This window comes from Planococcus rifietoensis (genome assembly GCF_001465795.2).
Classification (GTDB): domain Bacteria; phylum Bacillota; class Bacilli; order Bacillales_A; family Planococcaceae; genus Planococcus; species Planococcus rifietoensis.
The window spans coordinates 2,603,608-2,624,260 of the sequence record NZ_CP013659.2 but is presented as its reverse complement, the minus strand read 5'-3'; the positions used below and the strand labels follow the sequence as shown (position 1 = coordinate 2,624,260).

Annotated in this window: 23 protein-coding genes; all 23 read left to right on the top strand. The window is 51.1% G+C overall.

What is annotated here, in order from left to right:
• Positions 1 to 16 precede the first annotated feature (16 nt).
• The 23 genes from AUC31_RS12965 to rbsD all read left to right on the top strand — a co-directional run bounded on the left by AUC31_RS12965 (position 17) and on the right by rbsD (position 20,628).
• Positions 17 to 1,003: an NADPH:quinone oxidoreductase family protein gene (locus AUC31_RS12965; protein ID WP_335339100.1), complete on the top strand. Its 987-nt coding sequence runs from the start codon at positions 17 to 19 to the stop codon at positions 1,001 to 1,003.
• A gap of 13 nt (positions 1,004 to 1,016) precedes the next feature.
• The gene (locus tag AUC31_RS12960; RefSeq protein WP_058382786.1) at positions 1,017 to 1,793 is read left to right on the top strand and encodes an enoyl-CoA hydratase/isomerase family protein; all 777 of its coding nucleotides are present in this window, start codon (positions 1,017 to 1,019) and stop codon (positions 1,791 to 1,793) included.
• Between the two features lie 57 nt (positions 1,794 to 1,850).
• A complete protein-coding gene (dctP, locus tag AUC31_RS12955; RefSeq protein WP_058382787.1) occupies positions 1,851 to 2,963 on the top strand; it encodes a TRAP transporter substrate-binding protein DctP in 1,113 nt (370 codons plus the stop codon).
• Between the two features lie 74 nt (positions 2,964 to 3,037).
• A complete protein-coding gene (locus tag AUC31_RS12950; protein ID WP_058382788.1) occupies positions 3,038 to 4,360 on the top strand; it encodes a TRAP transporter large permease in 1,323 nt (440 codons plus the stop codon).
• Positions 4,361 to 4,378: 18 nt separating this feature from the next.
• Positions 4,379 to 4,924 (top strand): TRAP transporter small permease, encoded by a 546-nt coding sequence (locus AUC31_RS12945; protein WP_058382789.1) that lies wholly within the window; start codon positions 4,379 to 4,381, stop codon positions 4,922 to 4,924.
• A 24-nt stretch (positions 4,925 to 4,948) separates the two neighbouring features.
• Positions 4,949 to 5,542 carry a TetR/AcrR family transcriptional regulator gene (locus tag AUC31_RS12940; RefSeq protein ID WP_058382790.1) on the top strand — a complete coding sequence of 198 codons (594 nt, stop codon included), beginning with the start codon at positions 4,949 to 4,951 and terminating at the stop codon, positions 5,540 to 5,542.
• Between the two features lie 18 nt (positions 5,543 to 5,560).
• Positions 5,561 to 6,304, top strand: coding sequence for a 2-phosphosulfolactate phosphatase (locus tag AUC31_RS12935; RefSeq protein ID WP_058382791.1), 744 nt, complete (start codon positions 5,561 to 5,563; stop codon positions 6,302 to 6,304).
• A gap of 12 nt (positions 6,305 to 6,316) precedes the next feature.
• Positions 6,317 to 7,099, top strand: coding sequence for an enoyl-CoA hydratase/isomerase family protein (locus AUC31_RS12930; RefSeq protein ID WP_058382792.1), 783 nt, complete (start codon positions 6,317 to 6,319; stop codon positions 7,097 to 7,099).
• A gap of 16 nt (positions 7,100 to 7,115) precedes the next feature.
• Positions 7,116 to 7,961 carry a 3-hydroxybutyryl-CoA dehydrogenase gene (locus AUC31_RS12925; protein ID WP_058382793.1) on the top strand — a complete coding sequence of 282 codons (846 nt, stop codon included), beginning with the start codon at positions 7,116 to 7,118 and terminating at the stop codon, positions 7,959 to 7,961.
• Between the two features lie 16 nt (positions 7,962 to 7,977).
• Positions 7,978 to 9,030, top strand: a complete 1,053-nt coding sequence (locus AUC31_RS12920) for a phosphotransferase family protein (protein ID WP_237150610.1) — start codon at positions 7,978 to 7,980, stop codon at positions 9,028 to 9,030.
• 98 nt (positions 9,031 to 9,128) lie between these two features.
• Positions 9,129 to 9,602, top strand: coding sequence for an FAS1-like dehydratase domain-containing protein (locus AUC31_RS12915; RefSeq protein WP_058382794.1), 474 nt, complete (start codon positions 9,129 to 9,131; stop codon positions 9,600 to 9,602).
• Complete coding sequence (locus AUC31_RS12910) at positions 9,553 to 9,924, top strand: MaoC/PaaZ C-terminal domain-containing protein (RefSeq protein ID WP_058382795.1); 372 nt, start codon at positions 9,553 to 9,555, stop codon at positions 9,922 to 9,924. The genes AUC31_RS12915 and AUC31_RS12910 overlap by 50 nt, the downstream gene beginning before the upstream one ends.
• A gap of 40 nt (positions 9,925 to 9,964) precedes the next feature.
• The gene (locus AUC31_RS12905; protein ID WP_058382796.1) at positions 9,965 to 10,738 is read left to right on the top strand and encodes an SDR family NAD(P)-dependent oxidoreductase; all 774 of its coding nucleotides are present in this window, start codon (positions 9,965 to 9,967) and stop codon (positions 10,736 to 10,738) included.
• Positions 10,739 to 10,757: 19 nt separating this feature from the next.
• Positions 10,758 to 12,140: a short-chain fatty acid transporter gene (locus AUC31_RS12900; protein ID WP_058382797.1), complete on the top strand. Its 1,383-nt coding sequence runs from the start codon at positions 10,758 to 10,760 to the stop codon at positions 12,138 to 12,140.
• A gap of 16 nt (positions 12,141 to 12,156) precedes the next feature.
• Positions 12,157 to 13,140: a quinone oxidoreductase family protein gene (locus AUC31_RS12895; RefSeq protein ID WP_058382798.1), complete on the top strand. Its 984-nt coding sequence runs from the start codon at positions 12,157 to 12,159 to the stop codon at positions 13,138 to 13,140.
• Between the two features lie 205 nt (positions 13,141 to 13,345).
• Complete coding sequence (locus AUC31_RS12890) at positions 13,346 to 14,527, top strand: acetyl-CoA C-acetyltransferase (protein ID WP_058382799.1); 1,182 nt, start codon at positions 13,346 to 13,348, stop codon at positions 14,525 to 14,527.
• Positions 14,520 to 15,422: an NAD(P)H-dependent flavin oxidoreductase gene (locus tag AUC31_RS12885; protein ID WP_058382800.1), complete on the top strand. Its 903-nt coding sequence runs from the start codon at positions 14,520 to 14,522 to the stop codon at positions 15,420 to 15,422. The genes AUC31_RS12890 and AUC31_RS12885 overlap by 8 nt, the downstream gene beginning before the upstream one ends.
• Positions 15,400 to 16,224, top strand: a complete 825-nt coding sequence (locus AUC31_RS12880; RefSeq protein ID WP_058382801.1) for an enoyl-CoA hydratase-related protein — start codon at positions 15,400 to 15,402, stop codon at positions 16,222 to 16,224. Before AUC31_RS12885 ends, AUC31_RS12880 begins: the two co-directional genes overlap by 23 nt.
• Positions 16,225 to 16,385: 161 nt before the next feature.
• Positions 16,386 to 17,798 (top strand): MBL fold metallo-hydrolase, encoded by a 1,413-nt coding sequence (locus tag AUC31_RS12875; protein WP_058382802.1) that lies wholly within the window; start codon positions 16,386 to 16,388, stop codon positions 17,796 to 17,798.
• A gap of 78 nt (positions 17,799 to 17,876) precedes the next feature.
• The gene (locus AUC31_RS12870; RefSeq protein ID WP_058382803.1) at positions 17,877 to 18,245 is read left to right on the top strand and encodes a hypothetical protein; all 369 of its coding nucleotides are present in this window, start codon (positions 17,877 to 17,879) and stop codon (positions 18,243 to 18,245) included.
• A 144-nt stretch (positions 18,246 to 18,389) separates the two neighbouring features.
• Positions 18,390 to 19,370 carry a LacI family DNA-binding transcriptional regulator gene (locus AUC31_RS12865; RefSeq protein WP_058382804.1) on the top strand — a complete coding sequence of 327 codons (981 nt, stop codon included), beginning with the start codon at positions 18,390 to 18,392 and terminating at the stop codon, positions 19,368 to 19,370.
• Complete coding sequence (gene rbsK, locus AUC31_RS12860; protein WP_058382805.1) at positions 19,370 to 20,245, top strand: ribokinase; 876 nt, start codon at positions 19,370 to 19,372, stop codon at positions 20,243 to 20,245. The genes AUC31_RS12865 and rbsK overlap by 1 nt, the downstream gene beginning before the upstream one ends.
• Entirely contained in the window at positions 20,242 to 20,628 is a 387-nt protein-coding gene (rbsD, locus tag AUC31_RS12855) for a D-ribose pyranase (RefSeq protein ID WP_058382806.1), read from the top strand. Before rbsK ends, rbsD begins: the two co-directional genes overlap by 4 nt.
• Positions 20,629 to 20,653 lie beyond the last annotated feature (25 nt).

The following is a 20,653-nucleotide window of genomic DNA, read 5'->3' as shown; positions in this document are numbered from 1 at the left end:
GAAGCAGAGGGGAGTGATGACAGTGAAAGCGTGGCAAGTGACAGAGCTCGGCGACCCAAAACAGGCTTTGGCGGTTGCAGAATTACCGAAGCCAAGCCCAGGCGCGGGCGAAGCGCTCATCAAAGTGGAAGCGGCAGCGCTCAATTTCTTTGATATTCTGCAATGCCAAGGAAAATACCAGGAACGACCAGAGCTCCCGTTTACGCCCGGGGCAGAAATCGCCGGAACGATCGAAGCACTCGGTGAAGGCACACAGGGCGACATCGGACAGCGCGTTCTCGCGACGCCCATGCTGCCAAGCGGCGGCCTTGCCGAATGGGCAATCGTCAAGAAGGAAGGGATCTTCCCGATTCCGGATGAACTTTCCTATGCAGAAGCGGCAGCGCTATTCATTACGTACCAAACAGCCTACTTTGCCTTGCATCGCTCAGGCCATTTGAAAAAAGGCGAAGTATTGCTGGTCCATGCCGCATCAGGCGGTGTCGGCTCGGCCGCGGTTCAGCTCGGCAAAGCAGCAGGCGCGACTGTCATCGCGACTGCCGGAAGTGCGGATAAGCTTGCGGTATGCAAAGAACTTGGAGCGGATATCGTCATCAATTATCGCGAAGAGGATTTCGTCCCGAAAGTGAAAGAAGCGACCGGCGGCAAAGGGGCAGATGTTATTTTCGATCCTGTCGGCGGTGATACCTTCGATCGTTCAAGAAAATGCATCGCCTTTGAAGGGCGTATATTGGTCATCGGTTTTGCCGGAGGGCGAATCGCCGATGCACCGACCAACCATGCCTTGATCAAAAATTATTCGATTGTCGGCGTGCATTTCGGCTTGTTCCGCAATTTGATGCCGGACCAGGTGATGAAAGCCCATCACGAGTTGATGGCGCTGTATAAAGAAGGAGCCATCAAGCCGCTCATCTATAAAGAATTCGCATTCGATGAAGTCATCGACGCACTCGATCAGCTCGGCAGCCGAAAAACATACGGGAAATTAGTCGTTACACCATAAAGGGGGAAAGCCTATGGGAAATCTTGTCCAAACTGAAGTGAACGGATCCATCGCAAGGCTCCATATGAACCGGCCGGATAAACTCAACGCCTTATCGCGGGAAATGGTCGCAGAAATGCTCGCGGCGCTCGAGCAATTGGAAAGGAATCCGGCTGTCAAAGCCATCGTCCTGTCAGGGGAAGGAAAAGCATTTTCTGCAGGGGGCGACATTGCCTCGATGAAGTCATTGGGTAGCGCGCACGAAGTTGCTGAATGGATCGATTTTGTCTCCAGTTTATCGAAAGCTTTGATGGACAGTGATAAACCTATTATCGCTGCGGTTCACGGCTATGCCGCAGGAGCAGGTTTCAGCTTGGCGCTCGCCGCGGATTTCATCGTGGCAGACGAAGACGCAAAATTCGCTTTGAGCTTCTCGAATATCGGCCTCATTCCCGACCTTGGGCTCATCAAAGGGCTCCGCAAACGAATCAGCCCACCGCTCGCCAAGGAATGGATCGCTTCCGCAAAAGTGATCAGCGCGCAAGAAGCGCAACATCACGGTTTGATCAATCGTATATCGAGCGGGGATGTCGGCCAAGCCGCTGTGGAGTTTGCTGAATTTCTCGCAGCAGGGCCAGCCGTCAGCAATAAATACGTCAAATACCTGGTCAACCATTTGGATGAATTGCCGCAGGAAGCGGCATTAATGCAAGAAAATCTCATCCAGACGTTGCTTCTCCAGACTGAAGACCATAAAGAAGGCGTCGCTGCTTTCTTTGAGAAACGCAAACCTGAATTTCAAGGGAAATAATGTAAGCGTTACCATTATATGCGGCCACGGCACAAAAACCGGATGGAGGTATTTTCTATGAAAAAACACGGTTCTCGTTTTTTAGCAGCAGGTGCAGCAATGACCCTTCTACTCGCAGGGTGCGGCGGGGGAGAATCTGAAGGCGGCGGTTCGGAAGGGGAAACAATCACGCTTCGCGCAGCTACGGGATTAAGCGCGCAGCATGCATGGTGGGAAGCTTCAATGGTTCCTTGGATGGAACGTGTTGAAGAATTGACAGATGGCCAAGTGCAATTTGAAACTTTCACTGGCGGAGAATTGGTTTCGGTTCCGGATGAAGGCGACGCCCTTCAAAGCGGGACGGTCGATGTTGCTTTGGTGTTGCCGATCTATCAGCCGGACCAATTTCCGATGGCTGAAGTGACGATGCTGCCGCTCAACCATTCCGATACGTTGATCGCTTCCAACGCCTGGAAAAAGCTGTTGGAAAGCGAAGAAGAACTGGCGGATGGCCAAACGTATACAGAGATGCAATTCGGCGATTTTAAAGTATTCCCGGTATCGACAACACAGGAATATTCCATTTCCACGACAGGGAAAGAATTCAATTCGGTCAGCGATGTCGAAGGCACTTCCCTTCGCACGCCTTCCCGCATCCATGAAATGTATGCCGCGAAAACCGGCATCAATAGCGTGACCATGCCTGCTGTGGAAATCTACGATGCCCTCAGCCGCGGCACGTTTGAAGGGGCATTCTACAGCATCGCCGATTGGACCGGATACGGCTTCCAGGATTTGTTCCGCTATACGGTCACAGGCATCAACTTCGGCCATTTCAATGCATTTATCGGCATGAGCCAAAGCAGATGGGATGAACTCCCGGAAAATGTCCAGGAAGCGATGACTCAAGCCAATGAAGATATTTTCGAAGCCGGTGCCCAGGAATGGATGGACCGTGCGGAAGCGATCATTCCGGAAAATGAAGAAAATGGCGGGAAGTTTGTCGAATTCAGTGAATTGGATCAGGAAGTGCAAGATCACTTCAATACAGGCATTGAAGATACGTGGACAGATTACGCGAAACTCCTGGAAGACAATGGATTGCCGGGCAATGAAGTGGTCAAAATGTGGAGAGATCTCTTGATTGAAGAAGGCGGAGAAGTGCCGGAAGCGGTCATGAATTTGGAATAAGCAAGCAAGAAGAGGATAGCGCATTGAGGTGTCGCTATCCTCTTTTTCCATAATGGAGGCAAGGAGGCCAGAGAATGGACAATTTACTGGTTATTGGAATCATTTTGGCCATGATGATCGTTTTGCTGCTGGCGGGGTTGTATATCCACTCCGTTTTGCTGGCGAGTGGGATTATCGGGCTGATTCTCTTGGAAGGGTTCGGCATTTTGCCCGGTCTTCTCGGCAACGAACCGTTCAACCGCGTGGCCAGTTATACTTTGACGACGATCCCATTGTTTGTATTGATGGCGCAATTCATTCTGCAATCGGGGCTCGTCCAGGACATCTTTTACATGGTTCATAAAGTGTCGAAAGGCAAAAATAGTTTACTTGGCGTCCTGACCTTGATTATCGGCGGATTATTGGGGGCGGTTTCAGGATCCGGGACCGCCACTTCTGCATCGCTTGGCCAAGTCGCCATTCCGGAACTCCGCAAGCACGGCTATAGTGCACCGCTTGCTGGGGCAGTCGCAGCTTCCGGCGGTTCGCTCTCCGGGATCATCCCACCGAGCATCATCTTGATCCTTTACGGGGTCGCTACCGAAACGCCGGTCGGAAGCCTATTCGTCGGCGCTTTCATCCCGGGAATTTTGACGATGCTGGTGTTTATCGCTGTCATGCTCGTCTATTTCCAATTGGGCAAGAAAAAACAGCAGGCTACGCAGGAAGAAGTAACCGAAGACGCCGCTGCAGAAGAAAAAGTGCCGGTTCTTCGCTTAATCATCGCGAGCATCATTGCCGTGGCAATCGTCTTTATCATTTTCGGGGGCATTTATTCGGGCGTCTTCACGCCAACCGAAGCGGGTGCTGTCGGGGCGTTTGTCGGTTTGATCGCTGCGTTTTTATTGGGTAAAGTCAATTTCGCGTTCTTTAAAACCTCTTTAATTGAAACAGTGAAGCTGACGGGGATGGTCATGATCATCATGATCGGCGCGCAAATCTTCGGGCGCTTTGTTTCCCTGTCGTTATTGCCAAGGCGTTTGATTGAATGGATTGAACCGATCATGGATACGCCGGCGCTTGTATTGATTGCCATTTCCATCGTGTTGTTCATCATGTTCATGTTTATCGAAGGGGCAGCGGTTATTTTGATGTCGATTCCTGTGCTCTTGCCGATCATTGTCGAATTGCAAGTCGATGTCTTATGGTTTGGGGTATTTGTGGCAGTCATTTGTACCATTGGTTTGATTACACCGCCGGTTGGGCTAAGTGTCTATGCGGTCGCGGGTGTCAGTGGCATCAGTTCAGGATCGATTTTCCGATTGACGACGGTCTTTGCCTTGGTTGCGATGGTGGTCGTGACAGGATTGATGATCGCATTCCCAGGACTCGCGACTTGGCTGCCGAATTCAATGTAGCAAAAGGAGGGAAGCAAGATGAAAGGTGTATGGAAAGCGTATCGGCTTTTTCACTATTTAAAGCTTATCGGTATTTGGATCAGCGGCATCGCCGTTGTAGCGATGATGTTATTGATCGTCTATGACGTGATGATGCGGACGCTATTCTCGAGCTCGATCCGGGGCGGGTTTGAAATCATCCAGAACTATATGATGCCGCTGGTTGTTTTCCCCGGCCTCGCTTATGTCTATTCTTCGGGCGTTTTGCCGAAGATGGATTTACTTCTCGACCGTTTCGGGGCAGGCATGCAAAAAGCGATCATTCTGCTGATGATTTTGCTGGAGCTTTTCGTCTTGGTGCTGATTGTCCAGTTTAGCTGGGCTTATGCCATGGATGGACTCGAGCGGGAAATTGCGTTCCCGGCGGCAGGAACATTGTATCCGCTGTATCCGTTTTTCTTCTTGATCCCCATTGCTTTTGGAATGATTGTCATTGAAAACCTGTTCATCCTGATCCGAAACATACTGGAGAAGAAACCGAGCCTATTGATGGAAGAACCCAAAGGCCCAGTGGAAGATCTCTAATAAACCAGCAAATGAGGGAGTGGAATGAATCTACGGGAACGGAAAGCCGCGAAAAAACGGGAGGATATCCTTCGCTCAGCCAGTTTGGTCATTTCACGGCAGGGCTATCATAATGCAACGATGGAAGACATTGCTGCAGAATTGTTGATGACAAAAGGTGCTCTCTATTATTACTTCAAGAACAAAGAAGAATTGTTGTATCGCTGCCACGACTTGATCTTGACGGAAGCGAAAGAAAAGATGGAAGAGATTGTCCGGGCGGAAGTAGCGTCTGTTGAGAAGATGCGCATGGCTTTGCGCCATCACATTGAAGTGGCAATCCGCGAAAAAGAAGTGTTCAATTTGATCGTCAAACCCGAAACGACTTTTTCAGAGGATAATATCCCGGAAATTATCGAAAAGCGCGATGATTATGCAAAGCTGTTCGACCGGATCATCGACGAAGGCGTCGAGCGCGGAGAATTCGAAGTTCCGGAGAAGAAAATGTCGCGCATGATCATTTTGGGGGCGACCAACTGGATTCAAGTATGGTATTCACCTGATGGCAAGTATTCGCCTGAAGATGTGGAAGAGATTTACGCCGATCTGTTATTGAAGATGCTGAGGAAAACATCCTGATTTGAAGGAATTGATGAAATGAGAAAAATACACGTCATTACGCAGAAAGAAGCAGTGAGGGAAGAGCGGCTTGCGGGATGCACAGCCGCAGTGATCGATGTGTTCCTCGCGACATCGACGATCATTTTTCTATTGGACCGCAATTATGAGCCGGTGCATGCGGTTCTCGGAAGCGAACAGGCGCTCGAATTGTCGAAGTTGCAGGAGGCCGAGCATCTGTTGCTGGGCGAGTCGAAAGGCGAGGGACTCGAAGGATTTGATTACCCTGATCCATGCGCCCTCAAATACAGTCCGGAGCGGCAAGCAGCCATCATTTGTTCAACGAACGGCACGATCGCCATTGAAAAAGCGAAAAATGCAAAGCGATTGTACATTTCGTCCTTGGTGAACGGTCACCGTGTAGCTGAACGCATCCATCAGGAACAAGACGGCTCATCGATTGTGCTCATCTGTTCAGGAAATGACGATCGTTTCTCGATGGAAGATTTTATCGGTGCCGGCCAACTGGTCGAGCATCTGGACAAGTGGGGAGGCTATGAGTTGTCGGATGCTGCGAAGCTTGCCCAACAAGCGTACCGCAATTCTTATGCGGAAGGCTTCAACGAATTGCTGGACAGCGAAACAGCGGATTTGCTCAAACGCTTTAAGTTCCCTGAAGCGGCAGAGTTCGTCATCCGCCATCACGAAAAGCTGGATGTGGTGCCGGTCTATGAAGGCGGCATGATCGTCAACGAACGCAATCAAGTGAGAAGTACTGAGTAAAGGAGGAACTCCATGACGAATCAGCTGGATGCTGTACACCTCGAAATAAATGATTCCATCGCGGTGGTCACATTGGATCACCAGCCGCTCAATGTACTGAACGCTACGGTGTTGGAACAGTTGGACCAAGCGATCGATGCGTTGCAGGAAACAGAAGTGCGGGCAGTCGTGCTGCGCTCGGCAAGTGCTAAGGCATTTGCTGCCGGGGCAGACATCAGCCAATTTCCGGAACTGACTAAAATGGGTGGCATCGAATTGCTGGAAAAGGGAAAACGGATTTTCGACAAGCTGACGGAAGGGAAAGCCCCTGTCATCTGCGCAGTTCATGGCTTAGCGCTTGGTGCAGGGCTGGAACTGGCACTTGCCTGCGACATACGCATTGCGGACCACAGCGCAAAATTCGGGCTGCCTGAAACGGGTCTTGGCATATTGCCAGGATACGGCGGAACACAGCGGCTTTCCCGTCTGGTCGGACCCGGAAAAGCGAAGGAACTCGTCCTCTCAGGAGTTTGGCTCAACGGACAGGAAGCTTACGAAGCGAAACTCGTTGAGCGGCTGGTGCCAGAGGGGCAAGCGTTTGAAACGGCTTATGCATTGGCGGAACAAATTGCCGGAAAAGGGCCTCTTGCAGTCGCCTTCGCAAAAGAAGCGATTGATGAAGGCTTGGATTTGCCTCTATCCGAAGCGCAGTTTTTGGAAACGCGGATGTTCGCGAAGCTGGTCGGCACGGAAGACATGGATGAAGGCGTTCAAGCCTTCATTGAAAAACGCAAACCGAATTTCACAGGGAAATGATGAGGGGGATGAACAAATGGAGCGATTGGCAGTAATCGGCGCCGGGACAATGGGGAACGGGATCGCGCAAGTCGGTGCAGAAGGCGGCATGGACGTCATTTTATATGATCTCGATCCGGCAGGGCTGGAACGCGGGATGCAGCGTATCGACAAAACGCTGCGCCGCAACGTCGAAAAAGGGCGCATGACCGAAGAGCAGCGTGAGACCGTATGGGAGCGGATACACCCCAGCACGGAAATCAATGATTTAAAAGAGATGGATATCGTCATCGAAGCGATCATCGAAAAACTTGAGCCGAAAAAGGAATTATTCGAAAAGCTCGATCGCATCTGCCAAGCGGAAACGATTTTCGCGACGAACACATCAGGCCTCAGCATTACGGAGATGGCTGCAAGCTCGGGCCGCAGCGCACAAGTCGTCGGCATGCATTTCTTCAACCCGGTGCCGATCATGAAACTGGTCGAAATCATCCGGGCTGAACAAACGAGCGACGAAACCTTTGAGCGGGCGCATGAAATTGCGCAGCGCTTCAACAAGACCGCGATTTCCGTGAAGGAAGCGCCTTTATTTGCGGTAAACCGGATTTTGACGCCGATGATCAACGAAGCGGTCTTTGTGTTGATGGAGGGCATCGCTTCAGCGGAGGATATCGATAAAGGCATGGAACTTGGCGCAAACCATCCGATTGGCCCGCTGGCGTTGGCTGATTTAATCGGGCTCGATACGATGCTGTTTGTGGCCGAAACACTTTACGAAGAAACGAAAGACTCTAAATACAGGCCGGCGCCTTTGATGAAACAATACGTGCGCGCCGGCAAGCTCGGCAGAAAGTCGGGAGAAGGATTCTTTAAATACGAATGACATGGAGGGCGTCAATATGAGCGAGGCAACACCGAATACGAAAAAAACACAGGAAGTCGATTGGCAGAAAGTCGAGCGCTTCCTGAGAAATGCAATGCCGGAGTTGCCACAAGGCGACATGGCCGTCCGCCAATTTTCGGAAGGTTACTCGAATCTCACGTATCTCCTGCAGATCGGGGACTGGGAAGGCGTTTTGAGGCGTCCGCCGTTTGGTGAGATTCCGCCCAAAGCGCACGATATGGAACGCGAATTCAAAATGCTCGAAAAAGTGCATCCAGTGTTTCCGCTGGCACCTGAACCCTATGTATATTGTGAAGATCCCGAAGTAATGGACAAGCATTTTTACGTCATGGAGAAAAAACAGGGGCTTGTCATCGATGAACAACTTCCGGAAGTATACGGGAACACGGAACAAGCAGGGCCGGTCATTTCGAAAAATGTCATCTCGACATTGGTTCAGCTGCAGGCGATCGATTATAAAGAAGCCGGACTCGCCGAGATGGGCAAACCGGAAGGATTCATGGAGCGCCAAGTGAAAGGCTGGATCAAACGCTATCACCACTCCAAAACCGATGATGTCGAAGGGCTTGAAGAGCTGGAGCAATGGCTCATAGCGAATATCCCCGTTAATGAAGAAACAACGATCGTCCACAATGATTTTAAATTGAATAATATGGTCATTGATGAAGAAAATCCGGGGCTAGCGACGGGCGTTCTCGATTGGGAACTTTCGACAATCGGTGATCCGCTGAGCGATGTCGGCTCGACTTTGGCCTATTGGGGGCAGGCGGAAGACGCAGATATCGGCATCAACATCATTTCGAGCCAACCAGGCTTCTACAGCCGCAAGGAGTTCGTGGACGAATATGCGAAGCAAAGCGGGCGCGATGTGTCGAACATCAACTATTACCTAGCGTTCGGGTTTTATAAGCTGGCCGGGATTTTGCAGCAAATCTATTACCGCTGGAAAAACGGTGAAATTGAAGATGAGCGTTTCCGCCATTTGAATAAAGCGGTCGCGAACTTGATCGATATGGCGAACCGGACGCGCAGGGGAGAAGTGTTATAGCAAGCAATTGCAGCGCTTCTTCTCGATTGATTGGATGACAATGCCTTTGGGCCGGCCAAGTCGTTGAGCGGGCTAGCCAGAATGAGGAGGGAAAAGAGATGGAACAGGAATTTCACTATGCGCCGTTTGTTGTAGAAGCTGGTAAGATTCGGGAGTTCGCATTGGCCATCGGTTTAAGGAATCCGGTTTATTTCAATAAGGAAGCAGCAGTGGATGCAGGATATCGAGATATTCCGGCTCCGCCTACATATACGACAGTCATCGATTTCTGGAATGAACGGGATTTCTATCAATTGTTCGCGGTTTGGGGGCTAGACCCAAATGACATTTTGCACGGGGAGCAAAGTTTCGAATACGAACAGGACATTATCAGCGGAGATGTCATTTCCGCCAAAGCCGTGCTGACCGATCGATTCGATAAAAAAGACAAGCGTTTTTACTTGATTGAAACGACGTACCGCAATCAAGACCATGAAGTGGTCTGCATCGGGCGGGCGACTTTAATCGAAAGGCGGGAACAGCATGGCGCAGAAATTGCCGGACATCGAAAAACAAGCACTCGCGCCGATTGATATGGTGCGTTATTCAGGTGCTTCAGGCGATTTTAACGAGATCCATACGGTTCCGAAAGTCGCCCGCAGCAAAGGATTCAAGGAACCGATCGTCCACGGCATGTTATTGATGGGCTGGGCTGCAGATGCACTGGATGAGTGGTTTCCGGGCAGGAAGCTGACAAAATTCACCGTGCGTTTTGTCGGCATGGCACATGCCGGGGAAGCGTTCGTCATTGAAGGGATATTGACGACGGATAATGCCGGTGAGCTGCAGATCAAAGACGCATCCGGCATAGGAAAGCTCGTTGGAAGCTTTGAACTGGAAGAGTGGTCTGTTTAATTAACGGAATATTTCTGCAAATAGAGAGAGGGAGAGAAGAGTGGAGGAATTTACTTATCCAAGTTTCAGTCTGGCTGGAAAAAAAGCACTCGTTACCGGAGGCAGCAAAGGCATCGGCCTGGCGATTGCAGCGGGGCTCGCCCATGCCGGTGCTAAAGTGCTCATTACCGGGCGCGATGAAACAGTGCTCAAGGAAGCGGCGGATGAAATGAAAGCTCTAAAACTGGATGTTTCCTGGAAATCTGCGGACGTGACATCCAAACAAGCCGTCGCTAAGTTATTCGAATTCATCGATGCTGATTTCGGGGGAGTGGACATTCTTGTTAATAATGCTGGAATGAATATACGTAAGCCGCTTGTGGAAGTCGGGGAAGAAGACTGGGACCGGGTACTCGGTACCAATTTAAAAGGCATCTTCCTGGTTGGCCAACAAGCAGCAAAGCGGATGATCAGCCAACAAAGCGGCTGCATCATCAATATTTCATCCATTATGGGGCAAGTCGGCAATCCGCTCCAGACGAGCTATGCGGCAAGCAAAGGCGGGATCAATCAATTGACGAAAGTGTGGGCAGCGGAACTCGCTGAACATAATATCCGCGTCAACGCCTTGGCGCCAGCTTATATTAAAACACCGATGACAGAACCGTTTCTACAGGATCCGGAACGGCTGGAAAAATTAGTCAGCAGAACCATGCTGAAACGCATGGGTGAAGCAGGCGAGATGATCGGCCCAGCTTTATTCCTGGCGTCGGAAGCATCCAGCTACGTGACGGGACAGATTCTTTATGTAGATGGCGGCTGGACCGCCAATTAGATACTGAGGGGGAAAGACGATGGCAAATGGGAGAAATACGGAGAGAGATCCAGTGTTAGAGAAACAGCAGAACAATCCGCTCGCCAAAGTAGCGAATGTGTTCGCCAAAATAGCCGAGAAATGGCTGCCGGATGCATTCGTATTCGCGGTATTGCTGACGGCGATTGCGTTTATTGCAGGGGTGCTCTTTACGGATTCCGGGCCGATCGATATGATGCGCCACTGGGGAGACGGCATGTGGGGCCTTTTGACTTTCACGGCCCAGATCATCACGACCTTCGTATTGAGTTACGCTCTGGCTTTGACGCCGACCGTTTCCAAGGCGCTTGAGAAAATCGCCGGCATCCCTAAAGGGCCGAATTCCGCGATTTTGATGGTGACCTTCACGGCACTTGGCGCGTCTCTCATCAGTTGGGCTTTCGGCCTCGTTGTGGCGGGAATCATCGCGAAACTGGTCGCGAAGAAAGTGCACGACGTCGATTACCGTGTGCTCGTCGCTGCAGGATATTCAGGGTTTCTGATCTGGGAAGGCGGCTTGTCTTCTTCGCCGGCACTTTTTGTCGCGACCGCAGGGCATGTATTTGAAGGCGATATCGGAATCGTGCCAATATCGGAAACACTGTTATCAGCAGTGAATATTGCAATTGTTGTTATCCTGTTCTTCACGCTTCCTTTCGTCATGCGTTTTATCCATCCACGCAATCCTGAAGATCGCTATTTGGTAGATCCGGCGCGACTGGAAGACACGGTCACTGAGGAAGCCGTGCAAGATCATGAGGATTATCCAAACGACAAAATCGAGAAGTCCCGCCTCATTCCATTGATCGGCGGATTCCTTGGCTTAAGTTATTTGATCAATCATTTCTATATGAATGGCTTCTCGCTCGATTTGAATACCGTCAACTTGATCTTCTTGACGGCTGCGCTTCTCATGTTCGGAAATGTCCGGGAATTGGCAGCAGGCTTGTTGAAATCCGTCAGCAGCGTCGGCCAGTTCGTGCTTCAATATCCGTTCTATGCAGGAATCATGGGCATGCTTGGTGCCTCGGGGCTAGCTGTCATGATGTCGAATTTCTTCATTAATATTTCAAATGAAACAACCTTACCGCTGTTCACCTTCTTGTCGGCAGGAATCTTGAACATTTTCATCCCGTCAGGCGGCGGCCAATGGGCGGTCCAGGCGCCAATCATGCTTCCGGCAGCGCTCGAAATGGGCGTCGATCCCGCGAAAATCGTCATGGCTGTCGCTTGGGGCGATAGTTGGACGAATATGATCCAGCCATTCTGGGCGATTCCGCTGCTTGCGATTGCTGGCTTGAAAATCCGCGACATCATGGGCTATACGATGATCGCCTTGATTTACGGCGGCCTGGTCATCGGTGCCTGCCTGTTGATTTTCTAAGGAAAGGGGCGTCCACATGAAAGCAATCATTGCAGAAACGACTGGTCCTCCTGAAGTATTGAAGCTTCAGGAAGTGCCAAAACCAATAGCGAGAGACCACGAAGTGCTCATCAAAGTCGAAGCGGTCAGTGTCAACTTTGCCGATATTAAAGCGCGTCTCGGACAATATCACGGCGTGTCAAATAACGAGCCTTTCACGCCAGGGCTGGATTGCGCGGGCATCGTCGAGGAAACGGGGAGCGCAGTGACCGGCTTGTCTGCAGGCGACCGTGTGCGTGCATTCCCGGCTTCCGGGTCCTACGCGGAATATGTCGTCGCCTCTGACCAGCTTGTCTACAAGATTCCGGACAGCGTCTCCTTTGAGGAAGCGGCAGCGACTTTGACTGTCGGCATTACCGCCTATAATGTGTTGCACGAAGTCGCCCGGATACAGCCAGGTGAATCGGTTTTGATTCACGCAGCAGCCGGCGGCATCGGCACGACCGCGATCCAATTGGCGAAACTTGCCGGCATCTCGGAAATCTACGGAACGGTCGGCAGCGAAGAGAAAAAGAAAGTGGTAGAAGACCTTGGCGCGATTGCAATCAATTACCGCGAACAAAACTTCGCAGAAGTGGTCGCTGAACTGACGGGCGGCAAGGGTGTGGACGTCATCCTGGATACAATTGCTGGTGAAAATTTCGAGCGCAGTCTTGAGGTTCTGGCTCCTTTCGGCCGCATCGTGTCATTCGGCCATGCCAACGAAGGCTCTGTTCCGGGCAATGTCAAAACAGACGAACTCCATTCAAGCTGCCGGGCGGTGCTCGGGTACAGCACTGGCACCTACCGCAAGCAGCGTCCAGGGTTTTTGAAGAATGCAGAAGCGGCCATCAGCGAACTGCTTGAACAGCGTCAATTGAACGTGTCGATCACTGGCCGCTATCCGCTTGAACAGGCAGCGCAAGCCCATGCACTTATGGAAAGCCGGAAAAGTAAAGGGAAACTGGTATTGCTTCCTTAACGATAGAAGAAGACTCGTCATGGGTCTTCTTTTTCTGGTGATCCGCAAATTAAATTAAACAAAGCGTTGAATTTTAAATAGAAGGTAAAATATTTTTGCAAAAGCACATACTGGGCGGTATGATTGAATGGAAAATTAAATTTTCTGACAAGTATAACGAAAATATGTAAGCCCTTTCAATAGAGGGTGAAAAGGAGAAATGGACATGAAACCTGTATATCTAGTAGATGGAGCAAGAACGGCATTTGGGGCTTTTGGTAGGTCGTTTGCGAATACCGATGCGACAGAACTTGGCACGGCGACAGCGGTGGAAGCGCTCAAAAGAGCGAATGTCAAAGCGGAAGATGTAGATCACGTCATTTACGGGAATGTCATCCAGTCGAATGTCAATGCAGCTTACCTGGCGCGCCATATCGGGCTGAATGCAGGTGTTCCCCAAGAAGTGCCGGCCCTGACATTAAACCGGCTTTGCGGATCGGGTGCGCAGGCAGTCGTTTCCGCAGCGCAGCACATTCTGCTCGGTGAAGCGGATATCGTCTTGGCTGGCGGTGCGGAGAATATGTCGATGTCGCCTTATGCGAATTTCACGCAGCGTTTCAGCAAGGCAAAGATGGGGCCGATGCAGTTTGAAGATATGCTGCTCGCGACGCTGACTGACCAATTTACCGGCAGCGGCATGGGCATGACGGCCGAAAAACTGGCGGAGCAATACGGTATTTCCCGTGAAGCCCAAGATGAATTCGCGGTCGAATCGAACCAGCGGGCAGCTAAAGCGGCAACTGGCGGACAGTTTGATGAAGAAATCGTCGGAGTCGAAGTGAAAACCCGTAAAGGCACGGTTGTAGTCGACAAAGATGAACACATCAAACCGGATGCCAATACGGAGGGCTTATCGAAACTGCGCCCGTCGTTCAAGAAAGACGGCTCCGTAACAGCGGGCAATGCTTCAGGCATCAATGACGGGGCGGCGTCTCTTGTTGTGGCAGGGGAAGATGCAGTCAAAAAGCATGGCTTGTCGCCTGTCGCCCGCATCGTGTCTTGGCATGTCGCCGGCGTCGATCCGACAATCATGGGCATTGGCCCGGTCCCTGCCATCCGCCGTGCGCTGGAAAAAGCGGAACTGACGATTGATGACATCGATTTGGTCGAAGTGAATGAAGCGTTCGCGGCGCAATATTTGGCGGTGGAGAAAGAACTCGGTCTGGACCGTTCGAAAGTGAACGTCAACGGCGGGGCGATTGCGCTTGGCCATCCGGTCGGTGCGAGCGGCGCACGTATCTTGCTGTCAGCGGCTTATGAATTGAAACGCCGTGGCGGGAAATATGCAGTCGCGAGCCTATGCATCGGCGGCGGACAGGGAATTGCGGTGGTGATTAAACATGCCTAAACTGCCGGTTATCGTGGCGCCGATGTTTCTTGTGTCGACGCCCCAGATGGTCATTGAATCAGGGCGTGCCGGTGTCATCGGCTCGTTCCCTCTATTGAATGCGCGTCCCGCTGAAGAATGCGCGAAATGGCTCGTTGAAGTGAAAGAAGCGCTTGGCGATATTCCGTGGGCTGTCAATTTCATCAGCCACCGTGGTTCGAACAAGCGCTACGACGAAGACGTCGAATTGATCCGTGAGCATCAGCCGCCGATTGTTATCACGTCGCTTGGCTCGCCTGCAGAAGTACTCGAAATCGTCCATGCATACGGCGGCCTCGTCTATTCAGATGTAGCAAATGCGAAGCATGCGAAGAAAGCGGCACAAAGCGGCGTCGATGGATTGATCCTTGTGTGCGCAGGCGCTGGCGGGCACGGGGGCACGCTCAATCCGTTCGCTTTCATTGCGGCGGTCAAGAAGTTCTTTGACGGCACCATCATCCTGTCGGGTTCTTTGTCGACCGGCCAAGATGTGGCAGCTGCTTTATTAATGGGCGCAGATTATGCCTATATGGGTACGCGCTTTTTGGCGGTCGAAGAAAGCAGCGCGCCCGAAGAGTACAAGCAGATGGTCATCGACTCCTCGATCGAAGACATTCTTTATACCGATTCGTTCAGCGGCGTTCCGGTGAATGTCCTCATCCCAAGCCTTGAGAAACAAGGCATCGACCCGAAAACCTTAAAGGCGAAAAAGGAAGTCGATTTGTCTCATCTCGTCAATGCCAAGGCATGGCGTGATATTTGGTCGGCGGGACACGGCGTGACGACGGTGACGAAGCGCGAGACGGTCAAGGAAGCTGTCGAGCAGCTGGAGCGGGAATATGAAGAGGGAGTGAATGCGCTTGTACGAAACCATTAAAACCGAATTATCGGATGGGATTCTGACATTGACCTTGAATCGCCCTGAAAAAATGAATGCCTATACGGAACAAATGAACGAAGAATTATTGGATTTCTACCGCAATGTGGATGCCGACGACGAAGTGCGCGTCATTGTCGTGACCGGTGCCGGGCGGGCGTTTTGCGCCGGGATGGACTTATCGGACGGCGGCTCGACGTTCGCTTCCGAACAAAGTGCGGAAGAATACCGGGACCTCGGCGGGCAGGTCAGTAACCAAGTTTATGAAGTGAAAAAACCGATCATTGCCGCCATCAACGGCCCTGCGGTCGGCATCGGCATGACCATGACTTTGCCGATGGATATCCGCATCGTCAAAAAAGATGCGAAAATCGGCTTTGTCTTCGGACGCCGCGGCATCGGCCCGGAAGCTTCCTCCGGCTGGTTTTTGCCGCGCATCGTCGGCATCGGAAAAGCACTCGAATGGACACTGACGGGGCGCTACATCCCGACGGCTGAAGCGGTGGAGGCGGGGCTCATGCAATATGAATCGGAAGATCCGCTTGAAAAAGCATATGAAATCGCACGGGACATTGCAGAAAATACCGCCGCCACATCCAATAGCTTTACGCGCCAATTATTATGGAAGATGCTTGGCGCGGATCATCCGCATGAGTCGCATCTTGCGGAATCGAAGTTCCTCCACTGGGCGGGGCAAAATGCTGATGCGGATGAAGGCATTCAATCCTTTGTCGACAAGCGTAAAGCGGAGTTTCCAATGAAAGCGAGCGAGCTTCCGGATTTTTTTGATGAAAAAAAATAACACGCCTTTAAGCTTCAAGAGTGCAGTTGCTGCCCTCCTGAAGCTTTTTTAATGTGTTAAAGAAAGCCGATAAAAATGTGAAGCATATGTGTTTACAATTTATACCCTATGGGGTATATTAAGCTTAAGAAAACGAAAACAAACAAAAGGAGATTGATTCCATGTTACTACGATATTTCTATGACGAAAAATTGGCTCACGCATCTTATGTAGTAGGGTGCCAAAAAACAGGTGAAGCAGTCGTCGTTGATCCGATGCGCGATATCACAGCATACGAAGAACTGGCGAAAAAAGAGAAACTGAATTTTGTTGGCGCTCTTGAAACGCATATCCATGCTGACTTTGTATCCGGTTCACGGGAACTGAATGACCGTTTCGGCACGAAGCTCTATGTTTCGGATGAAGGCGATGCCGATTGGAAATATCAGAACCTGGATGGAATCAGCCATCAACTATTGAAAGACGGCGACCAGTTCAAAATCGGCAACCTGGTATTTGACGTGATGCACACGCCAGGCCATACCCCGGAGAGCATTTCATTCCTATTGACGGATAAAGGCGGATCCGCGGATAAGCCGATGGGCATCTTTACAGGCGACTTTGTCTTTGTTGGCGACGTCGGGCGCCCGGATCTTCTGGAAAAGGCGGCAGGCATCCAAGGTACGTCCGATTCAGGTGCGGCGTCGATGTTCAAATCGATTGAACGCTTCAAGGCGCTTCCGGATTATTTACAAGTTTGGCCGGCGCATGGTGCCGGATCCGCTTGCGGTAAAGCGCTCGGCGCGGTTCCATCGACGACAGTCGGTTACGAAAAAGCCTTTAACTGGGCGATGCAATTTGATGATGAGGCTTCTTTCAAGAAAGCTTTGCTCGAAGGCCAACCGGAGCCGCCGTATTACTTTGCGGTGATGAAATCGGTCAATAAAGTCGGCCAGAAACTGATCAAAGACTTGCCGGAACTGAAAGAAATTACATCAGCCGCAGATGTCGAAGCGCTTCTTGCAGAAGGCAAACAAGTGCTTGATATGCGCCCGGCAGATGCCTACAGCAAAGGCCATATCCAAGGGACGATCAACATTCCGTTCAACAATTCCTTCACGAACTGGGCAGGATGGGTCGTTGATTACAACAAACCTTTGTACTTGCTTCTCGACACGGAAGTACTCGATGAAGCATTGGGTGCCCTCCGTTCAGTCGGAATCGATGAAGTCTACGGTTTTGCAGAGGCAGAAACTGTCCTGGCACAAGCGGACAACTTGGCTTCTTATGAAAACGTCTCGCCATCCGAAGCGAATGAAATGGTTGAAAAAGGCGAAGCGTATGTGCTCGATGTCCGCAATCAAACGGAATTCGATGAAGGCCATATCGATAACGCCGAGCACATTATGGTCGGTACCTTGAAAAACCGCTTGGATGAAGTGGATACAGACAAAACGATCATCGTGCAATGCCAGGCGGGTGCCCGTTCCGCTATCGCTGCGAGCGTCCTGAAAGCGAACGGCATCGATAACCTGGTCAATATGACAGGCGGCTACAGCAAATGGCAGCAAGAAGTCGCATCCGTGAAACAATAATTGGGACACAACCGCTTAAGCTTTGGCTTCGGCGGTTTTCCTTTGAAAAACATAATCCAGAAGGGGAAGATCGAAACAATGAGTATTGGCATCCCGATTGCGCTGCTGGCTCTTGCCGGCTCCAACGGTTTCTATAAACGCTATGTCACGGCCAAAGGGGTCAAGCACGACTGTGCAGACAACCTGAAAGAAAATGGTGATATTCTCTTACTGGATGTGAGAGCCTATAATGTTTCTTATAAAGATCCCATCGAAGGCGCATTCGAACTGCCGGTGGCTTATTTCATCCGCAGCTACGATGAAATACCGAACCGGCCGATCCACATTATCGCTTCTGATGCGATGGAAAAGAATATGGCTGTCCGCTTGCTGCGGAAAAAAGGAAAGAGCGTCATCAGCTATAGCTTATCCGAAGAAGATTGCGGCGAGCGAATGCTGGTATATTGATTATGAGCACCCTGACACCATTGTCGGGGTGTTTTTTTATGGACTTCGGCACAGAGTGAAATGAAAAATCGCGTTGACAAGAAGAAAGGGAAGTTTTATAGTATGTGTAACCGGTTACACATAACCCGAGAACGGAGAAGAGCGATGACAACGATCAGAGATGTAGCGAAAAAAGCAGGCGTTTCCGTTGCGACGGTTTCACGTTTTTTGAACGGCAGCGGCTATGTCAGCGCAGATGCCGCCAAAGCGGTCACAGAGGCGGTCGAGGAACTCGAATACGAATTGAATCCGGTTGCACGCTCTTTGAACACGAAACGCTCCAATTTGATCGGGCTCATTTTGCCTGACATCACGAACCCGTTTTTTCCTGAGCTCGCACGGGCAGTGGAAGATGTGGCGTTGAGCTACGGCTATACGGTGATTTTATGCAACTCCGATGAAGATCCGAAAAAAGAGAAAAATTATATCGAGACCTTGAAGAAAAAATACATCGCCGGCTTTATCGTCACCTCCAACCAACTGGAGGCTCCCCATTACGCAAATACCAAGCTGCCGATTGTGGCGCTTGACCGGGCGATCAATGAAAAGATTCCGGTCGTCTCATCGAATAATAAAGAAGGTGCGGTGCTTGGGACGAATGCACTGCTTGAGCGTGGATGCCAAAACATCCTATTTCTGAGAGGGCCGGAAGCGCTGAACCCGGCGAACGACCGTTATGAGGGGTTTATGGAAGCAATCGGAAAAGCGGATGTCGATCACCGCATCGTCACTTGCCCATTTCATTATGCCGATTCGCAAAAGATCGTTGAACGTGAATTGCACAACGATCCCGGAATCGACGGCATATTTGCTTCAAGTGATGTATCGGCAGCAGGGGCTTTGAAAGCGGCTGTTCTGCTCGGCAGAAACGTGCCGGACGAGTTACAGATTGTCGGATTCGATGGCATCGCAATGGGCGAGATGCTGTCGCCGGGGCTCTCGACCGTCGCACAGGACGTTTACAAAATGGGCGCAATCGCCACCCGCGTCTTGATCAAGCGGATCGAGAACAAGCCCGTTGAAGAAAGCTTCTACGAAATTCCGGTCAAGCTTGTCTTACGCGGCACAACAAGGAGTGTGGAATGATGATTACAGTAGTGGGCAGCATCAATATGGACCTTGTGGTAGGAACAGAACGTTTTCCGAAGCAAGGTGAAACGGTGCTAGGGAATTTATATACGACCGTGCCTGGCGGAAAGGGCGCCAATCAGGCAGTCGCAGCAGCGAGGCTCGGCGACCAAGTCCATATGGTTGGGGCAGTCGGCAGCGACGCATTCGGTACACAGCTTCTTGAAGGGCTGGAAAAAGAGCAAATCGATACGCAAGGCGTCAAAAAAACGGATGGGGCGAGCGGAATCGCCAATATCCTATTGTCAGAAGGCGACAATCGCATCATCGTCGTCCCAGGTGCCAACCACGAACTGACGAAATCGGACATCGATGCACAGAAAAAGGCAATCGAAAAAAGTTCGATGGTCATTCTCCAGTTGGAACTGCCGATTCCGGTGGTGGAATATACGCTGCAACTTGCCAAAGAACTCGGGGTCCCGGCTATTTTGAATCCAGCGCCAGCCGGTGGGTTCACGGAGGCGATGAAACAAGCGGACTTTTTGACGCCGAATGAAACCGAAGCGGAAGAGTTGTTCGGCACGAATTGGGAACTTGAACTGGAACGTTATCCGAATCGAATGGTCGTGACACTTGGAAAAAATGGTGCCCGCTATTTCGATGGCGACAAGCATGTAACTGTCGAAGGGTTTCCGACACAAGCGGTCGATACGACGGGCGCGGGAGATACTTTTAACGGTGCCTTGGCAGTTGCACTAGCTGAAGGCAGTGAGTTTAAAGAAGCTGTCCGCTTTGCCAATGCCGCTGCCTCCTTATCGGTGGAGAAATTCGGGGCGCAAGGCGGCATGCCGAACCGTATGGAAGTCGTGTCCCGGATGGAGGCAGGAGAATGAAGAAACAAGGCATGATCAATCGCGATATCGCCGGCCACTTGGCACGGTTCGGGCATACGGATTTGCTCGTCATTGCCGATTGCGGGCTGCCGGTACCGGAACATGTACCATGCATCGATTTATCATACCGCATCGGGGAGCCTTCATTTGAGACGGTGCTGGATGCAGTGCTTGAGGATTTCGAAGCGGAAGCGGCTTATATTGCCCGGGAAATAAGCGATCACAATAAAGGCTTGGAAGCTGGCATGCAACAGCAATTGGATTGCCGCTACCTGAGCCACGAGGAATTAAAGGCGATGAGCCATAACGCCAAACTGATCATCCGCACAGGGGAAGCAAGCCCTTATGCGAATGTCATTCTCCAGTCGGGCGTCATCTTTTAATGAGGCAGGTGAACGAAATGACCGA

Bases quoted from the DNA above. Each gene is read 5' to 3' on its own strand.
- AUC31_RS12965 (WP_335339100.1), top strand. From the start codon at position 17: ATGACAGTGAAAGCGTGGCAAGTGACAGAGCTCGGCGACCCAAAACAG.
- AUC31_RS12960 (WP_058382786.1), top strand. From the start codon at position 1,017: ATGGGAAATCTTGTCCAAACTGAAGTGAACGGATCCATCGCAAGGCTC.
- dctP (WP_058382787.1), top strand. From the start codon at position 1,851: ATGAAAAAACACGGTTCTCGTTTTTTAGCAGCAGGTGCAGCAATGACC.
- AUC31_RS12950 (WP_058382788.1), top strand. From the start codon at position 3,038: ATGGACAATTTACTGGTTATTGGAATCATTTTGGCCATGATGATCGTT.
- AUC31_RS12945 (WP_058382789.1), top strand. From the start codon at position 4,379: ATGAAAGGTGTATGGAAAGCGTATCGGCTTTTTCACTATTTAAAGCTT.
- AUC31_RS12940 (WP_058382790.1), top strand. From the start codon at position 4,949: ATGAATCTACGGGAACGGAAAGCCGCGAAAAAACGGGAGGATATCCTT.
- AUC31_RS12935 (WP_058382791.1), top strand. From the start codon at position 5,561: ATGAGAAAAATACACGTCATTACGCAGAAAGAAGCAGTGAGGGAAGAG.
- AUC31_RS12930 (WP_058382792.1), top strand. From the start codon at position 6,317: ATGACGAATCAGCTGGATGCTGTACACCTCGAAATAAATGATTCCATC.
- AUC31_RS12925 (WP_058382793.1), top strand. From the start codon at position 7,116: ATGGAGCGATTGGCAGTAATCGGCGCCGGGACAATGGGGAACGGGATC.
- AUC31_RS12920 (WP_237150610.1), top strand. From the start codon at position 7,978: ATGAGCGAGGCAACACCGAATACGAAAAAAACACAGGAAGTCGATTGG.
- AUC31_RS12915 (WP_058382794.1), top strand. From the start codon at position 9,129: ATGGAACAGGAATTTCACTATGCGCCGTTTGTTGTAGAAGCTGGTAAG.
- AUC31_RS12910 (WP_058382795.1), top strand. From the start codon at position 9,553: ATGGCGCAGAAATTGCCGGACATCGAAAAACAAGCACTCGCGCCGATT.
- AUC31_RS12900 (WP_058382797.1), top strand. From the start codon at position 10,758: ATGGCAAATGGGAGAAATACGGAGAGAGATCCAGTGTTAGAGAAACAG.
- AUC31_RS12895 (WP_058382798.1), top strand. From the start codon at position 12,157: ATGAAAGCAATCATTGCAGAAACGACTGGTCCTCCTGAAGTATTGAAG.
- AUC31_RS12890 (WP_058382799.1), top strand. From the start codon at position 13,346: ATGAAACCTGTATATCTAGTAGATGGAGCAAGAACGGCATTTGGGGCT.
- AUC31_RS12885 (WP_058382800.1), top strand. From the start codon at position 14,520: ATGCCTAAACTGCCGGTTATCGTGGCGCCGATGTTTCTTGTGTCGACG.
- AUC31_RS12880 (WP_058382801.1), top strand. From the start codon at position 15,400: ATGCGCTTGTACGAAACCATTAAAACCGAATTATCGGATGGGATTCTG.
- AUC31_RS12875 (WP_058382802.1), top strand. From the start codon at position 16,386: ATGTTACTACGATATTTCTATGACGAAAAATTGGCTCACGCATCTTAT.
- AUC31_RS12870 (WP_058382803.1), top strand. From the start codon at position 17,877: ATGAGTATTGGCATCCCGATTGCGCTGCTGGCTCTTGCCGGCTCCAAC.
- AUC31_RS12865 (WP_058382804.1), top strand. From the start codon at position 18,390: ATGACAACGATCAGAGATGTAGCGAAAAAAGCAGGCGTTTCCGTTGCG.
- rbsK (WP_058382805.1), top strand. From the start codon at position 19,370: ATGATTACAGTAGTGGGCAGCATCAATATGGACCTTGTGGTAGGAACA.
- rbsD (WP_058382806.1), top strand. From the start codon at position 20,242: ATGAAGAAACAAGGCATGATCAATCGCGATATCGCCGGCCACTTGGCA.